This window comes from Pseudomonas akapageensis, assembly GCF_011355085.1.
GTDB lineage: Bacteria > Pseudomonadota > Gammaproteobacteria > Pseudomonadales > Pseudomonadaceae > Aquipseudomonas > Aquipseudomonas akapageensis.
On the sequence record NZ_VXCP01000011.1, the window covers coordinates 37,367 to 58,253 of the forward strand.

Here is a 20,887-nt window from a genome sequence, read left to right on the forward strand (position 1 = left end):
TCATACGCGATGCTTTCCTGACGGAGGTACAAACAGCAATTCAAAATGTAACACTTCAACAAGGAATAACTTATGGACATCTCAACAATCGTATCAAAACGTCACACAGCTGAAAACACTGTCATTCAACCCTCTATTTATACAGACCTGGACAAACACTTCACTTACTACACCGACCCCGCGATTTATACTGATCCTAGTGCAGCATCGCCGCTCAGCGCATCGACATCCAAGTGCTGCGCGACCGGCACATGCCACTACCTTTAACTTTTAAATAACTCACCACACCAGGAACAGCCACGGGCAACCGTGGCTGCCTCAAGGAAATTACAATGAATATTCTCATAAGCATGGACCGAACCAATATAAGCAACGAAGAACTCGCCAAACTCTATGATAGCTGCAAGTTTGGAGACATGAGCGAGCTTCTCGCATCAAACAACATGAACAAATTATTCGCCTCCACCTCAATCGGATTCTTCGCAACTGACAGCGACACCGGAAAAGTATTAGGAGTGGCACGAGTTTTTAGTGACGACTTCATCACCACCTATATCGCTGAGATTTGTGTCTCCTCAGAGCTCCGTGGAACGGGCCTTGCGGACAAATTGCTAGAGGCGATCACGACACGCTTTAATCACACAGCTATATTCACTTGTGGCTTTATCGGAATGGAGCGCTTTTTAGAAAAGCAAGGACTTAGCAAAAAGCCGAAATTATTTGCGTGCAGCAGAAAGCCGTATCTTAAATCAGGAAGACCCATCACACACTAACACACAAGAGCCCGAGCCAAAAAAAAATCTCACTGAGGGTATTGAAATGAACCCAAAAACAAACCCAGAAAATACCGCCCTCCGACTTCTATGGCGCGAGATATCAAAATACAAGAGAGACCAAATCGATCCAACCTCCTTCCTTAAAGCAGCCGAGCAAGACCTTAAAAAACTAGCATTTTCCTACAAGCACGCTCTCCTGATAGGACCCAAGCCCGACTCGCAATATCATGCGTTTATTGAAAATAAGCTTATAGGGCGAGCTAAGACACTAAGCTTGTTTTACTCTAGACTCAGCGACATTTTGCATTCCAAAAGAAAAAACGAAAAATACCAAATCAGCTTCCTTAATGGCGACAGCCACAATGGCGGGCAGCGTCCAGTCATTCTGAAAAACAGCAACGAAAGAGTTGTGCTAAAACTGACAGATCCGCGAGCCTCTCTTCTTTACAACCACTGCCTGGACTATATACACCAAGCTCTGGAGTTCCCAGCACCCGCACTGAACATTGAACACGACGATCTACTTAGCTATCAGATAACACCTTACCTGGAAAACACAAAGGTCGCCTGTAAAAAAAAGATCGAGAACTATGGGTACTCGCTAGGTATTCATTTGTGCCTATCTTATTTTTTGCAGATCACAGATCTGCACTTTGAAAACGTCTTAGCCGATGATGGGCACCCGTACATCATCGATACCGAGTGCATGTTTTACCACTTCTATGGCGCGATGAGCAGCAGTGCTTTTCGATTGCTTAACACAGGCTTGGTCGCCCCCAAGAGATCCCTTTCTGGAATCAAAGGCGGCGATGCCGAAGTCTCAAACCTGGAGTTGCACCTCGACAAAAATAAAAATATAAAATACATACAAAAAAACCTGGTTTTTGACAACAGAATAAAAAACCCAAAAGGCGAAATCATTGAAATTGAGATGTACAAGAAACATATACTTTCCGGTTTTGCAGCCACTTACAAACTAATTGCAGACCACAAACTCAGCATTATTCAATCAGCAAACCCAGCCATCATATCCAAACTGAAAACAAGGCTTTTGATCAGAACCACCGCACACTACAAAACCGTAATAGACCGGATCTACACTCCTAATCAGACGCTAAAATTTGAAGATTATGCAGAATCCACACTTTCCAGTTTCTGCAGATCCGGATCGCTCATATCAAATATTGACGACGCGCTAATCGAAAAAGAAATAAATGACATCATCCACGCAGACATTCCCTTTTTCTGGGCATGTCCTTCCGGCAGAAAAATCATGCATCGTAGCGGGATCGCAATGGTCTCACCGGAAATTACTGACTTGGAGACTCGAATCAGGAATGCAATCGATACATTTTCCATCACGGACCTTGAGTCGTTATCCAAACTCATTGAAGAGCATCTGTAAAATTTGGTAGCCCCATGAAAAACAAAAGCATAAAACTTATCCTCAGTAAAATTTATACCGATGTTATCCATGACTTCATTCTCGCTCATAAAACCAAAGTCAGACTGATCGTTTTTATAATGGTCCTCGGTGTGATACTGAGCGCACTGGCACCCATTGCGATAGCGAAAGTAATCGAGGCGATTTCCAGCGCTTATAGCCAAGGGACAGAAGCCACATACTATATTGCGGCCTTCATACTGCTACGTTTTCTGGGCCAGGCAGTCATTGATTTACGCTGGGTGGTGGTCAATTCGGTTCTGTATTCGGCGACCTATATATATTGCACATCGATTGTCGAGCGGATCACCGGCACCTACAAAATCAACAATGGCTTTTCAGAAAGTGCGAGCGAGGTTTCAGAGAGAACTGCCATCCTCAGCAAAATGCAGATAGGTTTGATGTCGGTGTTGCACGGGCTTGTGGTCGTTATTTTTCCTGCCATTATCGAAATCCTCATTGTAATGGCGATCGTCTACACGATCATTGGCGCGAGCTTCATTGCTTACTTCCTGATCGGGGCCTTCGTGCTGTACATCGCAACCGGCATCGGCCGCACCAAAGAGATCCAATACGGACACAGTTCTTATGACGCGGACAACGAGGTACTCGCCTATTGCGGCGATATTCTAGCCAACTCGAAAATGAACCGCGAGATGCAAGCCAGCCGATTTTTCAAATACCGCCTCAGCCGCTTGATCGAAAAATCTCTAAATGAATACAAGATTCTTTTCTTGCATAAATATAAACGTGCGAGCTATCTGACACTCAGCATTTGCGTAGCCTATATGCTCGTGTTCGCATGGGCTGGCTGGCTGATCACATTGGACGCCATTTCGGCGAGTCAGTTATTTTTACTCGTGGTCTATCTTGAACGAGTACTGACACCTATCACAGGAGCGTCAGCAGCCATCAACAACATTCAACATGGTTTGATTTCCATATCTGCAGGCTACGAACTGCTGGATGATCTGGTGCAACGATCTGCACAAGAGCAATTCACCGTCGACAAAGCAGCATGGTCCAGGGTGGTTTTGACTCACGAAACGACCTATGCGCAGAAAGCGGATGTTCTTCTCATAGGAATTGGCAGACGCATAAGGCTGGTCGGCCCGTCAGGTGCTGGTAAGTCGACTTACCTGCGCAGAGTCTACAAAAAAATCATCGATGCTGAAGCTGTCGCCCAGCATGATGTCCATTACCTGAGCGCGCAGGTCGAATGGGTGAAGGGCAGCGTATTTGAAAATATCGCCCTGGGGTGCCCTGCCATCCACCCCTCGACCGTGCAGCAAACATTGGACCTTTGGAGCAACCACTTCGGCAACCGAGCCCTGAAGACCGACGACTCGATCGACGAACTGTCCGCTGGCGAGAGACAGTGGCTGGCGATAGTCAGGAGCCTGCTTAGAAAGCCCAGAATTCTGTTTATGGACGAAGCCACCAATTCGCTCGACGTGCAGACGGAGCCACTTGTCTGGGCTCACATACTGAGTTCCATTCCAATCAACACAACGCTCTTTGTCGTTACGCACAAGCCGATATGTCCCATCCCGGTCGACCACGAGGTGGTGCTACCAAACTGGCGCTCCCATGGGAGCGCACAGCATGATCTCACTTGATCACTCGTCATCCCGCGCCGGAATCCACCACTCCTCGCCACGCACAGTGCGGATGTATTCCGGCCAGCGAAAACGATGGGGTGCCTGGAAATCCGCCGGCAGCAACGGCGCCTGCCAGTGCTCGCCACCGATGCCACCCCCGGTGCGCTCATTGAATTCAGCCTTGGCCGCATCGAGCAAATCGGCATCGCAGAAAAGATCGAGCAAGGTCGTGGCGATGGTTTTCGAAGCCACTTCGATCATCGGGTCGATGGTCTGGCGGATACCGCCCAAGGCGTTGGACACCCAGTCGGGGTACACATGGCCGGCCGGCGCCGAGAGCATGGGGCGTGCCACCAGCAGGCGCACGGTCGGGCAATGCCAGGTGTATTCGGGGTAGTCGTCGGAGGTCAGGTACTTCTGCCATGCAGGCATCTGCAGGCGCATCTGACGCTCGCATTCCTGCGGCTCGATCAATTGCTCGGTGGCTGGCAGAAACGGCTCGGCCATCGGCTCCAGTCCCAGATTGCTCTGGATTTCCCGGGCAATCTCGCAAGCCTCCTCACCCCAGCGCGGCGCACCGACGCTGGCCAGGTTGTCGTAGGTCGCCTGCGCCAGCACGTGATTGGGCAAGCCACCACGGGATTTGCACACCCAGGTTTTCTTCCACTTGCAACCGGTGGCCATGGCCGCCGCGGCAGCGTTGTTGTCCATCACCTGGGAAATGGTTTCGGCCTGTTCGATAGAATCGCAACGCAGCAGGTACTGAATCTGCGACAAGTGCGGTGGCAGGTTATCCGCCGTGGCCTGGCCGGCGGTCAGGATCGCCTCGTTATAACTCCACAACCCGGTGAACGGCAGGGTGGAACGGCGCAGGCTTTCGTTGAGGTTGTAGAAGTGCATCAGCGCATCGTTGGCGCCGGGTGCCCGTGCGGCCAGATGGTTCTGCGGAATCGGGCTGTAGCGATCGGCGGCGATCCAGTTCTCCGGATCCTCGCAGGTGAAACTGTAGATATAGGCGTAGGCAATGCCGCAGTGGGTATCCCAGGTAGTGGTGTTGTTCAGCGGCAGCATGTACGTGGGGTGAAAGCTGATGGCGGCATCGAGGTCATTGTAATAACCCTTGGCGGCATGCACCGGCTTGGAAGCACGAAGCTTTTCCGCGGGCTCACCAAAGAATTTGATCGTGCCCTGAATACCGAATTCGAGCATCGCCGCCTTGGCTGCCAGCACCCCGCCCAGCGCGCTGATGCCCAGCGCCGAGTGCGGGTCCGTGTGCCCCGGAGCAAAGCGCGACAGCCCTTCACGCGGCATCTTGCGCGTGGCGGCCGCCTGGCAATTGCCGGGGACCGCGTCGTACTCGGCGTAGGTCGCAAGCACCGGCCCCTGGCCATTGCTGAAGGTGGCGCAGAAGGCGGTCGGCATGCCACCGCTGCCCTCTTCGACCGTAAAGCCTTCCTTGCGCAACAGCTCCACATACCAGGCACAGGACTTGTACTCGCGAAACGCCGGTTCCGCGTAGTGCCAGATGATCTGGTGCCAGTCCGACAGCTGTTGGCGGTTGTGGTCGACCCAATCCAGGGCAAATTTTTTCTGCGACTGCATGCGGCTTGCTCCCAAATACTCTTCAGACTAAACGGTGTCCCGAAGCCCCTAGTATTGGTGAGCTAACAATTACATCAATCGAATTTAATTGGCGGTGTTGTCAAATTTTATTGAACAAAGCAAGGTCGGGGGGGGGTGAGCGCCTACCTGTCGTTCAGCCATTCGATGTGGTCGTCCAGGTCCTCCTGATCCACCGGATCAAGATCTTCAAGGTCGCCCTCCTCTTCGTCTTCTCCGTAAAACTCATGATCGAGCAAATGGTCATGCTCGGGTTCGTGGATATCGGTCTGATCACTCATAAAGGTTTCCTGCGTTGACTGCACTGCGCGAAGGTCACCTGTATAAGCGTGCTCTACCTCTCAGTCAACGATCAGGCGATAACCACTGACCAGGTGCAGTGACCTGGTCAGCGACCAGCAGACAATCATTCACGGGTGAGGAGCGCTCTGGCCAACTCTTCGTCACTGGCCTTGAGGCCTGGATGATCCTGTCGAATCTGCTTGAGCAACGACTCAAGGTAAGCTCCGCGAATAGCGCCGCCGCTACCGACGAAGCTGGAAAGCTCATCGCGGGCGGGAGTCACGATCTTGTCGTCCTTGAACGTTGAGTAGAGCGACGCGGAAAGTCCAGCCGAAGTCGCGACATCCCCGGCATCAACATCTGCCAGGGTCGACCCAAAGGGCAGGCAAAGCACTAGCGCAGGGATGAGCATAATATGGCGCATGACGTGTCCTCCAAAAGCATGAAGCCAATAAGGGCTGACCACATACTTTTACGATGCATGGCGCCAGATGGAAGTTCCTTGCAAAGGGACCTGGATCACCCGCGAAGAATTCCCAGCCTTTGATGTCGCTGCACCTTCACGTACGCCCACGAAACGTGCCGCGGGTCGTCACGTTTTAGAGACACCCGACGAGTAGTATTTGGCTATGTTCTCTCCCCCGACTGGGAGACCGGGAGAACATGGAACCCCCCGAAAGGGCCAGTTTCCGGGGGGTTTGTTTTTTCTCTTCTCTACTCTCGGTGCTTACCGGCCCGACCGACATACGAAAATCCTCCGTCCGCCTCCCTCTGTCGCTCAATGGCTCGGGCCTCCTCGCGTGTCGAAGTGACTCGAAAAAGGACATAACAGCACTCCTCCAGGAACGCCTGTCGGCCAGTTTCTGTTTTCAAGTCATACCCCTCTACAGGTGAGGAGAAATACAAATGCTTGGCCAAAATCGATTGCTTACTGGTTACGTCAGATGGATTATCCCAGTCGCCACCAATTTTAAGAACCAGTCGGTTCTGACGAGACTTTCGATGCTGGATCAATCTTTTCCGCAAATCCTTTCCGATACCGACTTTTAGCGCGAGGCCGTCGACCGTGTAAATTTCGTAGATACCTGGTTTGTCCGGAACCGCGCGCTCTATCTCAGAAAAACGAATCCTGATCATTTCCGTCATTCGGCTTCTCCCTGACTTTGGGAATAATCTAAAGCATAGCTTTACAAGATCCGAACCAGTCAGTGCAAGGGATGCGCTGCTGGCCGCGTATGCTGATGAGGTGAAGGCGGGAAGGATTGTCCGGAAGACTGAATAGCCATGCGTTCTGGCGGGCGTATGCGCGCTAGATACTGAAAAAACGAGCAATGCCCTGCAAAACGGTTACTCAATGAAGAAGAAGCTGACAGACAGTAAAGCAGCAGTGACTGCTGCTGAAATTGAGCGCTCTATCCAAGCCCTGAACAAAATGGCTGAACGCCTATGGGGTGATGGCCGGGAAGCCGAGGCGAAAGCTCTCCTCGATGCCTTGGACGCATTAAACCGGGCGCTTGATCGGATCAGGATTGGAGAGAGTCGCAGAGTTCTCCATTAAAGGGTACAAATCAGCTGGCGCGTTATGTTGCCGGCTACGCTTGTTCATGTGCCGGATGGGTAGGCCATTCCATCTGTAGGCCTCTCCTGACGGTCAATATGGCAAGCAATTGTGCTTGCCATTGGGAGGCAGCATGAAACTTCTAAGCGTTTCTGCCGTCAGCATTAGCCTTAGCTTCTTCGGAGCAGTCGCCGCACAGGCTGAAGAGGTGCTTTCGCAAACAGGCGACACCACCACGGGTGCCGGATTCGGAGCAGGCACTGGCATGCTGGTCGGTGGTGCGGGGGACAGCCCTGTAGGAGCACTGCTCGGTGCAGGTATTGGGCTATTAGTCGGGCATGGTGTGCAAACTGCTACCGGCCTGGAAGAACGCGCCTACAGAGTTCGCAGCAGTACCGGTGAAGAACAAGTGGTGCGCTCCCCACACGAGGAGTTCGCAATCGGCCAGCAGGTCGAGGTCAACGGAAGGCGACTGCATACCGTGGCTCCTTAGGTAGATCGTTTTAGCACGAAGAAGAGAGCCCGCCGTCGAGCGGGCTTTTTTGTGGCCAATCAGAACGGCGCCTCTTCCTCCTCGCGCCACTCATCGGCCACCGGCTCGTCACTCTCCTGCTTCTCCCACTCCCGGTACCATCAGTGGGAGGTCAGTAAACCGATGAACAAAACCGCACTTGCCTCTACCGGCGACGGAGTGGGTATTCCCGTACAACGACACCGCCATGCCTCGGTTAGTCCAGCTTCTTCCCACAAGATTCCCTGCAGTGCCAAACAAGTAGCCTCCTCACAGCAGGGTAGTTTTGCGCCAGTTTTGCGCGGGTTTGCGCGGGTTTGCGCGGAGCGAAAATGAAAAAGGGGACCAGCACCGTAAGTGACTGATCCCCTTATCAAAATATGGTCGGGACGGAGTGATTCGAACACTCGACCCCTAGCACCCCATGCTAGTGCGCTACCGGACTGCGCTACGCCCCGACTAGGCGTGAAACCTGTTCCCGTACTTGCGGGAACGCTTAAGAATATACCTTAAGCTTTTGAATTGTGGAAGTATTTTTAACGCGTTGTTTCACTTGCGTAACACCACCAGCACATCTTCCAGTTCCGAGATCATCTGGCGGATCAGTTGCTTGTATTGCGTGGTGTCGTCCTTGGCTTCATCGCCCGACAGGCGCAGGCGTGCGCCGCCGATGGTGAAGCCCTGGTCGTACAGCAAGGCGCGGATCTGCCGGATCATCAGCACGTCCTGGCGCTGATAATACCGACGGTTTCCGCGGCGCTTGACCGGGTTGAGTTGAGGGAATTCCTGTTCCCAGTACCGCAGTACGTGGGGTTTTACAGCGCAAAGTTCACTCACTTCACCAATGGTGAAGTAGCGTTTGCCAGGAATCGGCGGAAGCTCGTCGTTATGACTTGGTTCCAGCATATGCCTCAACTCGGGCCTTCAACTTCTGCCCTGGACGAAAGGTGACCACACGGCGAGCCGTGATCGGGATTTCTTCTCCCGTCTTTGGATTGCGGCCAGGCCGCTGGCGTTTGTCGCGCAGGTCGAAATTGCCGAAACCGGACAATTTGACCTGCTCGTTGTCTTCGAGAGCGTGCCTGATTTCCTCGAAAAACAGTTCGACCAATTCCTTGGCTTCCCGTTTATTCAGGCCCAGCTCTTCATAAAGACGTTCGGCCATTTCAGCTTTCGTCAGAGCCCCCATACGCTACATCCTTAACGTGGCGTTCAACCTTTGTTCGAGCGAGGTGAGGATCGCTTGGGTCGTGGAACTCACCTCATCGTCATTAAGAGTGCGCGATGGATGCTGCCAGGTCAAGCCAACTGCAAGGCTTTTTCTATGGGGATCAATGCCTTTACCCTGATAGACGTCAAAGAGCCTGAGGTCCGTGAGCCATTCGCCTGCATTTTCACGGATTACTTCAAGCACGGCACTGGCCGCAACGTCCTTGTCTGCCAGCAACGCCAGGTCACGACGCACTTCAGGAAAGCGCGACAACTCCTGGAATTTCGGCATTTTACCCAGCGCCACTTGTGCCAGAACCAGCTCGAAAACGAATACCGGACGGTCCAGACCCAGGGTTTTCGACAATTCAGGGTGGATCGCGCCGATGTAACCGACTTCGCGACCATCACGCTCGATGCGCGCGGTTTGACCCGGGTGCAGCGCAGGGTGTTTACCCGGCACGAAGGTGAACGCGTCCAGGGCACCGGCATGACCCAGCAGTGCTTCCACATCGGCCTTGACGTCGAAGAAGTCCAGGGTGTCGCGGCCCTGCGCCCAGCCTTCCGGCAGACGGCTGCCGCACGCCACACCGGCGAGCATCGGCTCTTGCTTCAAACCTTCCAGCTGACCGACGAAGCGCAGGCCGCTTTCGAACAGGCGCACGCGATCCTGTTGACGGTTCAGGTTGTGCGCAAGCGCCTTGACCAGGCCTGGCCACAGGGACGAGCGCATGGCGGCCATGTCGTTGGAAATCGGGTTGGCCAGCAACAGCGGCTTGACGCCCGGGTTGAACAGTTCGAACTGTTTCGGATCGATGAAGCTGTAGGTAATCGCCTCCTGGTAACCGCGGGCCACCAGCAGACGGCGCAGCTCAGGCAGGTCGCTACGCGCTTCAGCCTTGGCTTGCGGCGCCAGGCGGGCTTGCGGGTAGCGAACCGGCAAGCGGTTGTAACCGTACAGACGTGCCAGTTCTTCGATCAGGTCGACTTCCAGGCTGATATCGAAGCGATGGCTTGGCACTTCGACGCGCCACTGCCCTGCCCCATCGGCAGCAATGGTCAGGCCCAGGCCGCCGAGCAGACGCTCGACTTCGGCCGAATCCATTTCCATGCCCAGCATCTGGGTGATGCGCTCGGCACGCAGGGTGATCGGTGCAATCGACGGCAGATGCTGCTCGCTGACGGCTTCGATGATCGGGCCAGCGTCGCCGCCAGTGATTTCCAGCAGCAGGCCGGTGGCGCGCTCCATGGCTTCACGGGCCAGCTGCCAGTCCACGCCACGCTCGTAGCGGTGCGAAGCATCGGTGTGCAGGCCATAGGAACGCGCCTTGCCGGCAACGGCGATCTGATCGAAGAAGGCACTTTCCAGGAAAATGTCGCGAGTGGTCGCGGACACGCCGCTGTGCTCGCCACCCATCACACCGGCGATGGCCAGGGCGCGGGTGTGGTCGGCGATCACCAGCGTATCGCTACGCAGGGTGACTTCCTGACCGTCGAGCAGGACCAGCTTCTCGCCTTCGTCGGCCATGCGCACACGAATGCCGCCGTTGATTTCGGCGAGATCGAAGGCGTGCAGAGGTTGGCCCAGCTCCAGCATCACGTAGTTGGTGATGTCTACCGCCGCGTCGATGCTGCGCACGTCGGCGCGACGCAGGCGCTCGACCATCCACAGCGGGGTCGGCCGGGACAGGTCGACGTTACGGATAACACGCCCCAGGTAACGCGGGCACGCTGCCGGCGCCAATACTTCTACCGGACGCACTTCGTCGTGCACGGCAGGGACGGCGGCCACAACCGGACGCGTGACCTCGGCGGCATACAGCGCACCGACTTCACGGGCCAGGCCCGCCAGCGACAGGCAGTCGCCGCGGTTCGGGGTCAGGTCGACCTCGATGCTGGCGTCGTCCAGTTGCAGGTAGACACGGATATCCTGACCCACTGGCGCATCGGCCGGCAGCTCCATCAGACCGTCGTTGCCTTCACCGACCTGCAGCTCGGACTGCGAGCAGAGCATGCCGTTGGATTCGACGCCGCGCAGCTTGGCTTTCTTGATCTTGAAGTCACCCGGCAGTTCGGCACCAAGGGTGGCGAACGGGATCTTCAGGCCCGGGCGCACGTTGGGCGCGCCGCAGACGACCTGGAAGGTCTCGCTGCCGTTGCTGACCTGGCAGACGCGCAGCTTGTCGGCATCGGGGTGTTGTTCGGTGCTCAGCACTTCACCGACGATCACGCCGGTGAATTCGCCAGCGGCCAGGGTAACGCTGTCGACTTCAAGGCCTGCCATCGACAGGCGGGCGACCAATTCGTCGCGGCTTACCTGCGGGCTTACCCAGCCGCGCAGCCATTGTTCACTGAATTTCATCCTGCTCTCCTAAAGATTCGTTACGGGCGTGCGACCTAGCGAAATTGCGCAAGGAACCGCAAGTCGTTGTCGAAGAACAGGCGCAAGTCATTCACGCCGTAACGCAGCATCGCCAGACGCTCGACGCCCATGCCGAAGGCGAAGCCCGAGAATTGCTCCGGATCGATGCCGGACATACGCAGCACGTTCGGGTGAACCATGCCGCAGCCCATGACTTCCAGCCAGCCGGTCTGCTTGCAGACACGGCAGCCTTTACCGCTGCACATCACGCATTCCATGTCGACTTCGGCGGATGGCTCGGTGAACGGGAAGTACGAAGGACGGAATCGTACCGCGAGTTCCTTTTCGAAGAACACCCGCAGGAACTCTTCGATGGTGCCCTTCAGGTCGGCGAAATTGATGTCGCGATCGACCAGCAGGCCTTCGACCTGGTGGAACATCGGCGAATGGGTGATATCGGAGTCGCTACGGTACACACGGCCTGGGCAGACGATGCGGATCGGCGGCTGCTGCGATTCCATGGTGCGGACCTGTACCGGCGAGGTATGGGTGCGCAACAGCATGTTCGCATTGAAATAGAAGGTGTCGTGCATCGACCGGGCCGGGTGATGGCCTGGGATGTTGAGCGCCTCGAAGTTGTGGTAGTCGTCTTCGACCTCGGGGCCTTCGGCAATGCCGTAGCCAATGCGAGTGAAGAACTGTTCGATACGTTCCAGAGTCCGGGTAACCGGATGCAGACCACCAGAGGTCTGACCACGGCCAGGCAGGGTTACGTCAATGGACTCGGCGGAGAGTTTGGCAGCCAGATTGGCCTCTTCAAACAACGCCTTGCGCGCATTGAGAACCTCTGTGACACGCTCCTTGGCAACGTTGATCAGGGCGCCGACCTGCGGACGCTCTTCTGCCGGCAAATTCCCCAGGGTCTTCATCACCTGAGTCAATTCGCCCTTCTTGCCAAGGTAGTGAACCCGGATTTGCTCCAGGGCATTGATATCTTCAGCGCTTTGCACAGCCTCTAGTGCTTGAGAGACCAGCGCATCCAGGTTTTCCATGTACAGACTCCAGATACGAAATAGGGGAAGAGCTGAAGGCTCTTCCCCTATTTATGACGTTTAACACCAGAGGGCAAAAATGCCCTCGGGTGATTGTCGGGGGTACTTAAGCCAGAACGGCTTTAGCCTTCTCGACAATCGCAGCAAACGCCGCTTTTTCGTTCACTGCCAGATCAGCCAGAACCTTACGGTCGATCTCGATCGACGCTTTTTTCAGGCCAGCGATGAAACGGCTGTAGGACAGACCGTTGGTACGCGCACCAGCGTTGATACGAGCGATCCACAGAGCGCGGAACTGACGTTTTTTCTGACGACGGTCACGGTAGGCGTATTGGCCTGCCTTGATTACCGCTTGCTTGGCAACACGGAATACGCGCGAGCGTGCACCGTAGTAACCTTTAGCAAGTTTCAGAATTTTCTTGTGACGCTTACGGGCAATGACGCCACGCTTTACACGAGCCATGAGTAATTTCCTCTATTCTTAACCAAAAATTAACGAAGACGCAGCATGCGCTCGACTTTTTGCACGTCGGACGGGTGCAGCAAGCTGCTACCGCGCAGTTGACGCTTACGCTTGGTCGACATTTTGGTCAGGATGTGGCTCTTGAAAGCGTGCTTGTGCTTGATGCCGTTAGCAGTTTTCAGAAACCGCTTGGCAGCACCACTTTTAGTTTTCATCTTTGGCATGTTCGGATACTCCGCATTCAGTGGATAAACATAATCGCAAGGCCTGCCGTGCCCTGTTGATTACTTCTTTTTCTTGGGGGCGATGACCATGATCAGCTGGCGTCCTTCCATCTTAGGATGCTGTTCGACCGAGCCGTATTCGAGCAGGTCTTGTTCGACCCGCTTCAACAGCTCCATCCCCAGCTCCTGGTGAGCCATCTCACGGCCGCGAAATCTCAAGGAAATCTTGGCCCTGTCCCCATCACTCAGGAAACGTACCAGGTTGCGTAGTTTTACCTGGTAATCCCCTTCCTCCGTCCCTGGACGAAACTTGATTTCTTTAATCTGGACCTGCTTTTGGTTCTTCTTCGCGGCAGCGACCTGCTTCTTCTTTTCGAAGATGTGCTTGCCGTAGTCCATGACACGGCAAACCGGAGGTACTGCGTCGGCAGAAATTTCTACCAGGTCCAGCTTCGCTTCTTCAGCGATACGAAGCGCTTCATCAATCGAGACGATGCCAATCTGCTCGCCGTCAGCGCCAATTAACCGAACCTCGCGTGCCGAGATATTCTCGTTGATCGGGGCTTTCGGTGCAGTTCGTTTATCTTGTCTCATTTCACGCTTAATAATAATTACTCCGAATCATGGCGACCACGCCGGGAAACCGCTTGAGCGAGGAATTCAGCGAATTGGGCGACGGGCATGGAGCCCAGGTCAGCGCCTTCACGTGTACGCACAGCGACAGTTTGCGTTTCGACTTCCCGATCCCCGATAACCAGGAGATAAGGAACCTTGAGCAAAGTATGCTCGCGGATTTTAAAGCCGATCTTTTCATTTCTCAAGTCAGACTTGGCACGAAATCCGCTTTCGGTCAGATTTTTTTCTACTTCCAGCGCAAAATCTGCTTGTTTATCAGTGATGTTCATGATCACTGCCTGAGTCGGCGCCAGCCACGCAGGGAACGCACCCTCGTAGTGCTCGATCAGGATACCGACAAAACGCTCGAAGGAGCCGAGAATCGCCCGGTGCAACATGACCGGATGTTTACGGCCGTTGTCTTCGGAGACGTATTCTGCGCCCAGGCGGATCGGCAGGTTGAAATCGAGCTGCAGTGTACCGCATTGCCACACGCGGCCCAGGCAATCTTTCAACGAGAATTCGATTTTCGGACCGTAGAAGGCACCCTCGCCCGGCTGCAGATCGTACGGCAGGCCCGCGCTGTCCAGTGCGGCGGCCAGCGCGTTCTCGGCGCGATCCCACAATTCGTCGGAACCCACGCGTTTTTCCGGACGAGTGGACAGCTTCAGCTCGATGTCCTTGAAGCCGAAATCGGCATAGACATCCAGGGTCAGCTTGATGAAAGCGGCCGATTCGGACTGCATCTGCTCTTCGGTACAGAAGATATGCGCGTCGTCCTGGGTGAAGGCACGCACGCGCATGATGCCGTGCAAGGCACCCGACGGCTCGTTACGGTGGCAGGCACCGAACTCGGCCAGGCGCATCGGCAGTTCGCGGTAGCTTTTCAGGCCCTGGTTGAACACCTGCACGTGGCATGGGCAGTTCATCGGCTTGATGGCGTAGTCGCGGCTTTCCGACTCGGTGGTGAACATGTTCTCGGCGTAGTTGGCCCAGTGCCCGGATTTTTCCCACAGGCTGCGATCGACCACTTGCGGGGTCTTGATCTCCAGGTAGCCGTTGTCACGCTGCACCTTGCGCATGTACTGCTCGAGCACCTGGTACAGGGTCCAGCCGTTGGGGTGCCAGAACACCATGCCCGGGGCTTCTTCCTGGGTATGGAACAGGCCCAGGCGCTTGCCGATCTTGCGATGGTCGCGCTTTTCAGCCTCTTCGATACGCTGGATGTAGGCAGCCAGCTGCTTCTTGTCAGCCCAGGCAGTGCCGTAGACGCGCTGCAGTTGCTCGTTCTTGGCATCGCCACGCCAGTAGGCGCCGGATAGCTTGGTCAACTTGAACGACTTCAGGAAGCGCGTATTCGGCACGTGCGGACCACGGCACATGTCGACGTATTCTTCGTGGTAGTACAGGCCCATGGCCTGTTCGTTCGGCATGTCTTCGACCAGGCGCAGCTTGTACTCTTCGCCACGGGCCTTGAACACGTCGATCACTTCGGCACGCGGGGTCACCTTCTTGATGACGTCGTAGTCCTTGTCGATCAGCTGGTGCATGCGCTGCTCGATGGCAGCCATGTCGTCAGGCGTGAAAGGACGCTCGTAGGCGATATCGTAGTAGAAGCCTTCGTCGATGACCGGGCCGATCACCATCCTGGCAGTCGGATAGAGCTGCTTGACCGCATGGCCGACCAGGTGGGCGCACGAGTGGCGAATGATCTCCAGCCCCTCTGCATCCTTTGGCGTAATGATTTGCAGCGTGGCATCGGCCTCGATCGGATCGCAGGCGTCGACCAGCTTGCCGTTGACCTTGCCGGCCAGGGTGGCCTTGGCCAGGCCCGCGCCAATGGAAGCGGCGACTTCGGCTACGGATACCGGATGATCGAACGAACGTTGACTGCCGTCGGGAAGAGTAATAGTTGGCATGGCGCCTCCTCTCCTAGTGGTGACCCCTACCAAAGGTCACGTGGGTTGGGATGAGCCAGTACAAGATTCGATCCAGGCCGTTCAATAACGCCTGCCTTACATTGGCAGGAGCCGTCAGGCCAACCAGAGAACGAACCAGAGTGACTGGATTAAAACGAATTCGGGTGGTTTGCCGGGATGCGCGGCCAAATATGGCCAGCAGGCATTCCAGAGCCGGGCATCCTAGCATAGATATGGCGTGTGAGCTGCGCTGGCACGGCAATCCCGGGCAAATTGCGCAAAATAGTTGCGTGCGCTGAACTTGAAGGGATTGCTCGCCCTCACATATCAAGAAGGTTCGCCTTTTCAACTACCTGAACACAGGAGTTACCGGTATGCGATTTCAGCACCTTTTCTCTCTGGTCGCCGCCTGCGCCATGGCGCTGCCATTGACCGCCAATGCCGCCGGACTGGATGGCCAACGCGATCAATACCTCAAAGCGTGCGAAACATCCGCCAAGGCACATCAGGTGAGCGCGGCAGGAGCCACCCAACACTGCAAATGCAGTGCGGAAGTCGTCGACAGCAAATTCACGCAAGAAGAGGTCGGAAAGCTGAACGACGGCACAGCCTCGGCCGCACTGGTAGATCGCCTCAAAACTGAAGTCCATACCGCGTGCGGCACGGCAAAATGAGCGTAAACTGAGCTGGACAGGTGTGCTTTCAGACCTTTCGGGGCTCGAAAAAGGCCGTTTCATCCGATAATTTCAGATTTTACAGCTTTTTTTCAGCCTTTTGATTTAGCCTCATCCCCAGCAAAACCGGGGGTTTGCGGCAAAAATCAGGGCTACACGCAGTCAAATGTTTCGCAACAGGCGCATCTAAAAAGGTTCTCGAGCGAACATTTAGACTATGATGTCTCCGTGTGCCCAGTTGGCCTGAGCAGCACAGCACTACTGAATATTATGTTTCTTGGAGATACACCATGTCTAATCGCCAAACCGGCACCGTAAAATGGTTCAACGATGAGAAAGGCTTCGGCTTCATCACTCCTCAAGGTGGCGGTGACGACCTGTTCGTACACTTCAAAGCTATTGAATCCGACGGTTTCAAAAGCCTGAAAGAAGGCCAGACCGTTTCTTTCGTAGCAGAGAAAGGCCAAAAGGGCATGCAAGCTGCTCAAGTTCGTCCGGAGTAATTCTCCCCGAACGAAAAAAACCCGTCCTTGAGACGGGTTTTTTTATGCCTGCCTCGTTCCCACGCTCCGCGTGGGAACGAGGGCGTTGAGGCGTTAGCCGCAGTTGACCCGAGTGATGACACCCCGATCGTCGGCATTGAGATTCAACCGATCGGAGCGGTACTCCAGGGTAACCATGTCGTGAGGCTTGAGAATGCGCGCCGCTTGCGCGCCCGAGCGCGTACGCGCCTGCTCCAGCAGTTCGGCGGATGCCTGCTTGCCGACGGCAAAGTCGGCGGCGCCAGCCTGGCAACGACCATCGGAATTGGCAGCGACCTCTGGCTCTTTGGACGTTGTTCCTGACGACGAGCAACCCGCCAGAACCATTGCTGCCAGCACAGCCCCCAATGATGCACGCATGCGAGACATGAATCCTCCTTGTAAAAAATGATTGCCGCTAGTCTGCCTGAGCCCGCTTCGCGAAGGGGCGACAAATCGTGACTGAATATTTAACGGCGAGCGCTCAGTAGACGTCGATGTAGTCATAGGGCGGGTTCGGCCAGTTCTGCTGCAAGGCATTGAATATCTGTTGCACCCAGACCGCGTCGCTGGCCGCGACCGGCCCTACGCAACCCGACCCGGCGGCCCAGGTTTCCAGACGAAAGGACAAACCGTCGGTATCTCTACCGCCGACCACGGTCGAGATGAACGCAATGCCTGCCCTGGTCACCCGCAATTGGTTGTGAACTGCCCCATCGGCCCCGGCAATCAACTGGCGCACGCCTTCGAGGGTGAACTGCGCGGGGTCATTCAGATCGATCTGCACATCGGTTACCGGACTTTGAAAAAGGCTTCAGTTTGCCACGCCCCCGCTTTTATTCCCAAGCAGCAGTGCCGCACGCCCGGCAAAATGGTTAACTGCCAGCATCGAGGGGGATTGGTTCGCATCACAATCGGCATTAGGCTATTGCAACCGGTAACCCGCCCACACCACGCATCGAGATTCCGTATGTCCAGCCTTACCATAGACGCAGACATCAAGGTCACCCGCCCCGAGGGGCACAGTGCCTACAGCCCGGGCACCTCTGAAGAATTGACCATTATCGCGATGGACTTGCTGGTCAAGGATATCGGCTACGAAGGCGCGCAGAAGTTCATCGGCCAGGTGCTCGAGCGACACAAAGAAAAAGCGGCGCTAATCCAGGCGGACCAAGCGAGCACAGAGTAAGTCGAAGAACGCCTGAGCGTCGCCATCCTCGATCCACAGGGCATTGGCCGGCAACGCCGATGCACCTGCGTCGGCGACCCGGGTTTGCCCCAGGGTTGGCCCTTCGCCACAGTCGATGCTCATACGCACCTGGCGACCACGGAACATTCCGGGTTGCAGCAGGTACGCAATCACGCAGGCATCATGCACCGGTCCACCGGACAAACCGTAGCGCTCCATGTCCGTGGCCACATAAGCTTCGAGAATCGCCACTACCAGCTCGCCAGCCCGATTGCCCAATGCCGCCAACTGCCTGAAGCGCGCCTCGCTGGTCAGCATCCGATGGGTGACATCCAGCGACAAATACACCAGCTTCACGCCACTGGCCAGCACCACATCGGCTGCATGGGGATCGGCATGGAGGTTGAATTCGGCCGCCGGCGTGATATTGCCTCCCATGGCCTGCGCCCCGCCCATCACGATTACCTCACGAATACCGCGGGCGATCTCCGGCGCCTGACCCAGCGCAAGGGCCAGATTGGTCTGCGGCCCGAGCATGGCCAGAGTGATGCTGTGCGGCGCAGCCCTGGACAAGGTCCAGACCAGGTACTCGACCGCACCGCCTTCAGCCAGGCCATGCTCGGGCGCATAGACGCTCAACCCAGGCAATCCCTCCTCACCATGAATGTCTTCGGCATAGATCGGAGCACGCTGCAAAGGCCGGTCGGCTCCGGCATAAACCGGTACGTCTGCACGCCCTGCCCACTCCCGGGCTAGACAGGCATTACGGGACGTCTTGTCCAGCCGGACATTCCCCGCCACCGTGGTGATCGCCAGCACATTCAGTGCTTCGGGGGATGCCAACGCCAGGAGCAGCGCCACCACATCGTCAGCCCCCGGATCGGTGTCGATGATCAGGTCTCGCGCCCGCCCGCTCACGGCTGCCGCACTTCGTCGAGAAAGGGAATCGAAGGCTGTGCCCCGGCCCGAGTGACAGACAACGCGGCGGCCGCCTGACCGAAGGCGATGGCCTCACGCTCGCCTCTACCCTGCACCAGCGCAGCGGCAAAACCGCCGACGAAGGTATCCCCGGCGGCCGTGGTATCCAGCGCCTGAACCCGGGGCGCGGGGAAATGCTCGAAACCCTGGGCATCTGCAAACAACGCGCCCTGCTCGCCCAGTGTGATGATGACCTTGCCCACGCCCAGCTCGAGCAGACGTTGCGCAGCGACCCTGGCCGTTTCCAGGGAATCCACCGGCAAACCGCTCAGGGCGGCCGCTTCGCTCTCGTTGGGAATCAGGTAGTCGATCGACGAATACCAATCGACCGGCAACGGCCCGGTGACCGGGGCCGGATTGAGAATCACGGTCTTGCCCAATGCCCGTGCGCGCTTCAGCGTGTGCTCGACGGTCGCCGGAGGCACTTCGAGCTGGCAGATGACCAGATCGGCCGCCAGCAACAGACTGTCGAAGCGCATCACCGCCTCCGGCGTCAGGCTGCCGTTGCCGCCAGCGACAATCACGATCGCATTCTGGCTGCTGGCGTCGACCACGATCAGCGCGACGCCGGTGGAGATGCCTTCGATGCGCGTCACCGCCTGGCAATCGATTCGCTCGTGTTCGAGGGCCTGGCGCAGTTGCTCGCCATAGGCATCGTCACCGACGCAGCCAATCATTGCGACCCTGCCCCCCAGCCGTGCAGCCGCGACGGCCTGGTTGGCACCCTTGCCACCCGCCACCGTCGTAAACGACTCGCCAGCCAGGGTTTCGCCTGGGCGCGGCAAGCGTTCGGCACGGGTCACCAGGTCCATGTTCAGACTGCCGACCACCACCACGTTCGCCGCCACGGGCGTGCCCTCGGCGGCTTCAGCGGTAATCATTGAATTGGTCCGGGCGCGGTGCGGTGGATTCGCGCACGACAATGCTCGGCGCGATGATCTTGTGCTCGGTGTCCCCCTCGGGCTGAGTGATCCTGCGCAGCAACATCTCGGCTGCCATCTCCCCCAGCTCGCGGATCGACTGCCCCACGGTGGTCAGTGCCGGATACACATATTTGCTCATCTGAATATCATCGAAGCCGATCACCGACAGCTCGCCCGGCACCCGTATATTGCGCTCGGCGGCGGCGCGCAGCACACCCATGCCGATCATGTCGTTGGCCGCGAATATCGCCGTCGGCCGGTCGTGCTCGAGCAGTTTCACCGCAGCCTCGTAGCCACCCGGGCTGGTGAAATCACTTTCGACCACCCGCTGTGAAACGAACTGAACCCCCTCCTGCGCCAAGGCCCGGCGATAACCCGCCAGACGTAACTTCGCCACGCTTGTATCGGTCGGACCGTTGATGCAGGCGATGTCGCGATGGCCGAGATCGAGCAGATGCCGGGTCGCCAGATAAGCGCCCCGCTCATGGTCGATACGCACCAGGTCGGCGTCGACGCCTTCCAGCTCCCGGTCGACGATGACCATGGGTGTGCGCACGGTTGCCAGGCTGCTGAGCAGATCGGCCTGCTCACCGACCGAGGCCACGATCAGGCCGTCTATGCGTTTCTCGAGCAGCACACGCAGGTAACTGCGCTGCTTTTGCGGGTTGTCGTCCGAGTTGCAGAGAATCACGCAATAGCCATTGCGCTCACAGCAGTCCTCGATGCCCCGGGCCAGCTCGGCGAAGTACGGGTTGATACTGTTGGGCACCAGCAACCCGATGGTCGCCGTGCTCCTGGCCTTGAGCGAACGCGCCACGGCACTGGGTACGTAATCGAGCTCCGCAATCGCCTCCTCGACCTTCAGGCGCACCCGCTCACTGACCGGGCGCGTTTTGTTCAGCACATGGGAAACCGTGGTATAGGAAATGCCCGCAAGTGCGGCTACATCTTTGATCGTTGCCATTG

At 56.5% G+C, this 20,887-nt stretch carries 25 protein-coding genes and 1 tRNA gene; 8 read left to right on the forward strand and 18 right to left on the reverse strand.

Going from position 1 to position 20,887, the window contains the following annotated elements:
* Nucleotides 1-332: 332 nt before the first annotated feature.
* The 3 genes from F2S13_RS09330 to F2S13_RS09340 are packed head-to-tail and all read left to right on the forward strand — an operon-like array spanning nt 333 to nt 3,839.
* Nucleotides 333-773, forward strand: coding sequence for a GNAT family N-acetyltransferase (locus tag F2S13_RS09330; protein ID WP_166360196.1), 441 nt, complete (start codon nt 333-335; stop codon nt 771-773).
* A 46-nt stretch (nt 774-819) separates the two neighbouring features.
* The gene (locus tag F2S13_RS09335) at nt 820-2,181 is read left to right on the forward strand and encodes a DUF4135 domain-containing protein (RefSeq protein ID WP_166360197.1); all 1,362 of its coding nucleotides are present in this window, start codon (nt 820-822) and stop codon (nt 2,179-2,181) included.
* Between the two features lie 14 nt (nt 2,182-2,195).
* The gene (locus tag F2S13_RS09340; protein ID WP_166360198.1) at nt 2,196-3,839 is read left to right on the forward strand and encodes an ATP-binding cassette domain-containing protein; all 1,644 of its coding nucleotides are present in this window, start codon (nt 2,196-2,198) and stop codon (nt 3,837-3,839) included.
* On the opposite strand, the gene F2S13_RS09345 is transcribed toward F2S13_RS09340, so the two are convergent.
* From F2S13_RS09345 to F2S13_RS09360, 4 genes are all read right to left on the reverse strand, one after another.
* Nucleotides 3,840-5,423 (reverse strand): amidohydrolase, encoded by a 1,584-nt coding sequence (locus F2S13_RS09345; protein ID WP_166360199.1) that lies wholly within the window; start codon nt 5,421-5,423, stop codon nt 3,840-3,842. It lies immediately after the preceding gene.
* Between the two features lie 143 nt (nt 5,424-5,566).
* Nucleotides 5,567-5,722 carry a hypothetical protein gene (locus tag F2S13_RS09350; RefSeq protein WP_166360200.1) on the reverse strand — a complete coding sequence of 52 codons (156 nt, stop codon included), beginning with the start codon at nt 5,720-5,722 and terminating at the stop codon, nt 5,567-5,569.
* Nucleotides 5,723-5,847: 125 nt separating this feature from the next.
* Nucleotides 5,848-6,147: a DUF2388 domain-containing protein gene (locus F2S13_RS09355; protein ID WP_166360201.1), complete on the reverse strand. Its 300-nt coding sequence runs from the start codon at nt 6,145-6,147 to the stop codon at nt 5,848-5,850.
* A gap of 290 nt (nt 6,148-6,437) precedes the next feature.
* Nucleotides 6,438-6,869, reverse strand: a complete 432-nt coding sequence (locus F2S13_RS09360) for a GIY-YIG nuclease family protein (RefSeq protein WP_166360202.1) — start codon at nt 6,867-6,869, stop codon at nt 6,438-6,440.
* Nucleotides 6,870-7,077: 208 nt separating this feature from the next.
* Here F2S13_RS09360 and F2S13_RS09365 point away from each other — a divergent pair, with 208 nt between their 5' ends.
* Together F2S13_RS09365 and F2S13_RS09370 are read left to right on the forward strand one after the other, a co-directional pair.
* Nucleotides 7,078-7,281, forward strand: a complete 204-nt coding sequence (locus F2S13_RS09365) for a hypothetical protein (RefSeq protein ID WP_043302433.1) — start codon at nt 7,078-7,080, stop codon at nt 7,279-7,281.
* A 133-nt stretch (nt 7,282-7,414) separates the two neighbouring features.
* On the forward strand, nt 7,415-7,774 hold the full coding sequence (locus F2S13_RS09370) for a hypothetical protein (RefSeq protein ID WP_218583869.1): 360 nt from the start codon (nt 7,415-7,417) through the stop codon (nt 7,772-7,774).
* Between the two features lie 399 nt (nt 7,775-8,173).
* Here F2S13_RS09370 and F2S13_RS09375 read toward each other — a convergent pair.
* From F2S13_RS09375 to thrS, 9 genes are all read right to left on the reverse strand, one after another.
* Nucleotides 8,174-8,250 (reverse strand) — tRNA-Pro (locus F2S13_RS09375).
* Nucleotides 8,251-8,341: 91 nt separating this feature from the next.
* Nucleotides 8,342-8,698 carry a MerR family transcriptional regulator gene (locus tag F2S13_RS09380; protein ID WP_166360203.1) on the reverse strand — a complete coding sequence of 119 codons (357 nt, stop codon included), beginning with the start codon at nt 8,696-8,698 and terminating at the stop codon, nt 8,342-8,344.
* Entirely contained in the window at nt 8,679-8,981 is a 303-nt protein-coding gene (gene ihfA / locus F2S13_RS09385) for an integration host factor subunit alpha (RefSeq protein ID WP_002553164.1), read from the reverse strand. The genes F2S13_RS09380 and ihfA overlap by 20 nt, the downstream gene beginning before the upstream one ends.
* 3 nt (nt 8,982-8,984) lie before the next feature.
* Nucleotides 8,985-11,363, reverse strand: coding sequence for a phenylalanine--tRNA ligase subunit beta (gene pheT / locus F2S13_RS09390; RefSeq protein WP_166360204.1), 2,379 nt, complete (start codon nt 11,361-11,363; stop codon nt 8,985-8,987).
* Nucleotides 11,364-11,398: 35 nt separating this feature from the next.
* Complete coding sequence (pheS, locus tag F2S13_RS09395; protein ID WP_166360205.1) at nt 11,399-12,415, reverse strand: phenylalanine--tRNA ligase subunit alpha; 1,017 nt, start codon at nt 12,413-12,415, stop codon at nt 11,399-11,401.
* Nucleotides 12,416-12,521: 106 nt separating this feature from the next.
* Nucleotides 12,522-12,878 carry a 50S ribosomal protein L20 gene (gene rplT / locus F2S13_RS09400; RefSeq protein ID WP_166360206.1) on the reverse strand — a complete coding sequence of 119 codons (357 nt, stop codon included), beginning with the start codon at nt 12,876-12,878 and terminating at the stop codon, nt 12,522-12,524.
* A 29-nt stretch (nt 12,879-12,907) separates the two neighbouring features.
* Nucleotides 12,908-13,102 (reverse strand): 50S ribosomal protein L35, encoded by a 195-nt coding sequence (gene rpmI, locus F2S13_RS09405; protein WP_166360207.1) that lies wholly within the window; start codon nt 13,100-13,102, stop codon nt 12,908-12,910.
* Nucleotides 13,103-13,162: 60 nt separating this feature from the next.
* The gene (infC, locus tag F2S13_RS09410; protein ID WP_178118997.1) at nt 13,163-13,714 is read right to left on the reverse strand and encodes a translation initiation factor IF-3; all 552 of its coding nucleotides are present in this window, start codon (nt 13,712-13,714) and stop codon (nt 13,163-13,165) included.
* Nucleotides 13,714-15,636 (reverse strand): threonine--tRNA ligase, encoded by a 1,923-nt coding sequence (gene thrS / locus F2S13_RS09415; RefSeq protein WP_166360209.1) that lies wholly within the window; start codon nt 15,634-15,636, stop codon nt 13,714-13,716. The genes infC and thrS overlap by 1 nt, the downstream gene beginning before the upstream one ends.
* A gap of 374 nt (nt 15,637-16,010) precedes the next feature.
* Here thrS and F2S13_RS09420 point away from each other — a divergent pair, with 374 nt between their 5' ends.
* On the forward strand, nt 16,011-16,310 hold the full coding sequence (locus F2S13_RS09420; protein ID WP_166360210.1) for a hypothetical protein: 300 nt from the start codon (nt 16,011-16,013) through the stop codon (nt 16,308-16,310).
* Between the two features lie 290 nt (nt 16,311-16,600).
* The gene (locus tag F2S13_RS09425) at nt 16,601-16,813 is read left to right on the forward strand and encodes a cold-shock protein (protein ID WP_003179963.1); all 213 of its coding nucleotides are present in this window, start codon (nt 16,601-16,603) and stop codon (nt 16,811-16,813) included.
* Nucleotides 16,814-16,906: 93 nt separating this feature from the next.
* On the opposite strand, the gene F2S13_RS09430 is transcribed toward F2S13_RS09425, so the two are convergent.
* Both F2S13_RS09430 and F2S13_RS09435 read right to left on the reverse strand, forming a co-directional pair.
* Nucleotides 16,907-17,221, reverse strand: a complete 315-nt coding sequence (locus F2S13_RS09430) for an I78 family peptidase inhibitor (RefSeq protein ID WP_166360211.1) — start codon at nt 17,219-17,221, stop codon at nt 16,907-16,909.
* Between the two features lie 94 nt (nt 17,222-17,315).
* Nucleotides 17,316-17,618 carry a hypothetical protein gene (locus F2S13_RS09435; RefSeq protein ID WP_166360212.1) on the reverse strand — a complete coding sequence of 101 codons (303 nt, stop codon included), beginning with the start codon at nt 17,616-17,618 and terminating at the stop codon, nt 17,316-17,318.
* Between the two features lie 183 nt (nt 17,619-17,801).
* Here F2S13_RS09435 and F2S13_RS09440 point away from each other — a divergent pair, with 183 nt between their 5' ends.
* On the forward strand, nt 17,802-18,020 hold the full coding sequence (locus tag F2S13_RS09440; RefSeq protein WP_166360213.1) for a hypothetical protein: 219 nt from the start codon (nt 17,802-17,804) through the stop codon (nt 18,018-18,020).
* Here F2S13_RS09440 and F2S13_RS09445 read toward each other — a convergent pair.
* The 3 genes from F2S13_RS09445 to F2S13_RS09455 are packed head-to-tail and all read right to left on the reverse strand — an operon-like array spanning nt 17,988 to nt 20,885.
* On the reverse strand, nt 17,988-18,938 hold the full coding sequence (locus F2S13_RS09445; protein WP_166360214.1) for a nucleoside hydrolase: 951 nt from the start codon (nt 18,936-18,938) through the stop codon (nt 17,988-17,990). The genes F2S13_RS09440 and F2S13_RS09445 overlap by 33 nt on opposite strands.
* Complete coding sequence (rbsK, locus tag F2S13_RS09450; protein ID WP_166360264.1) at nt 18,935-19,846, reverse strand: ribokinase; 912 nt, start codon at nt 19,844-19,846, stop codon at nt 18,935-18,937. The genes F2S13_RS09445 and rbsK overlap by 4 nt, the downstream gene beginning before the upstream one ends.
* Nucleotides 19,847-19,865: 19 nt before the next feature.
* Nucleotides 19,866-20,885: a LacI family DNA-binding transcriptional regulator gene (locus F2S13_RS09455; RefSeq protein WP_166360215.1), complete on the reverse strand. Its 1,020-nt coding sequence runs from the start codon at nt 20,883-20,885 to the stop codon at nt 19,866-19,868.
* Nucleotides 20,886-20,887 lie beyond the last annotated feature (2 nt).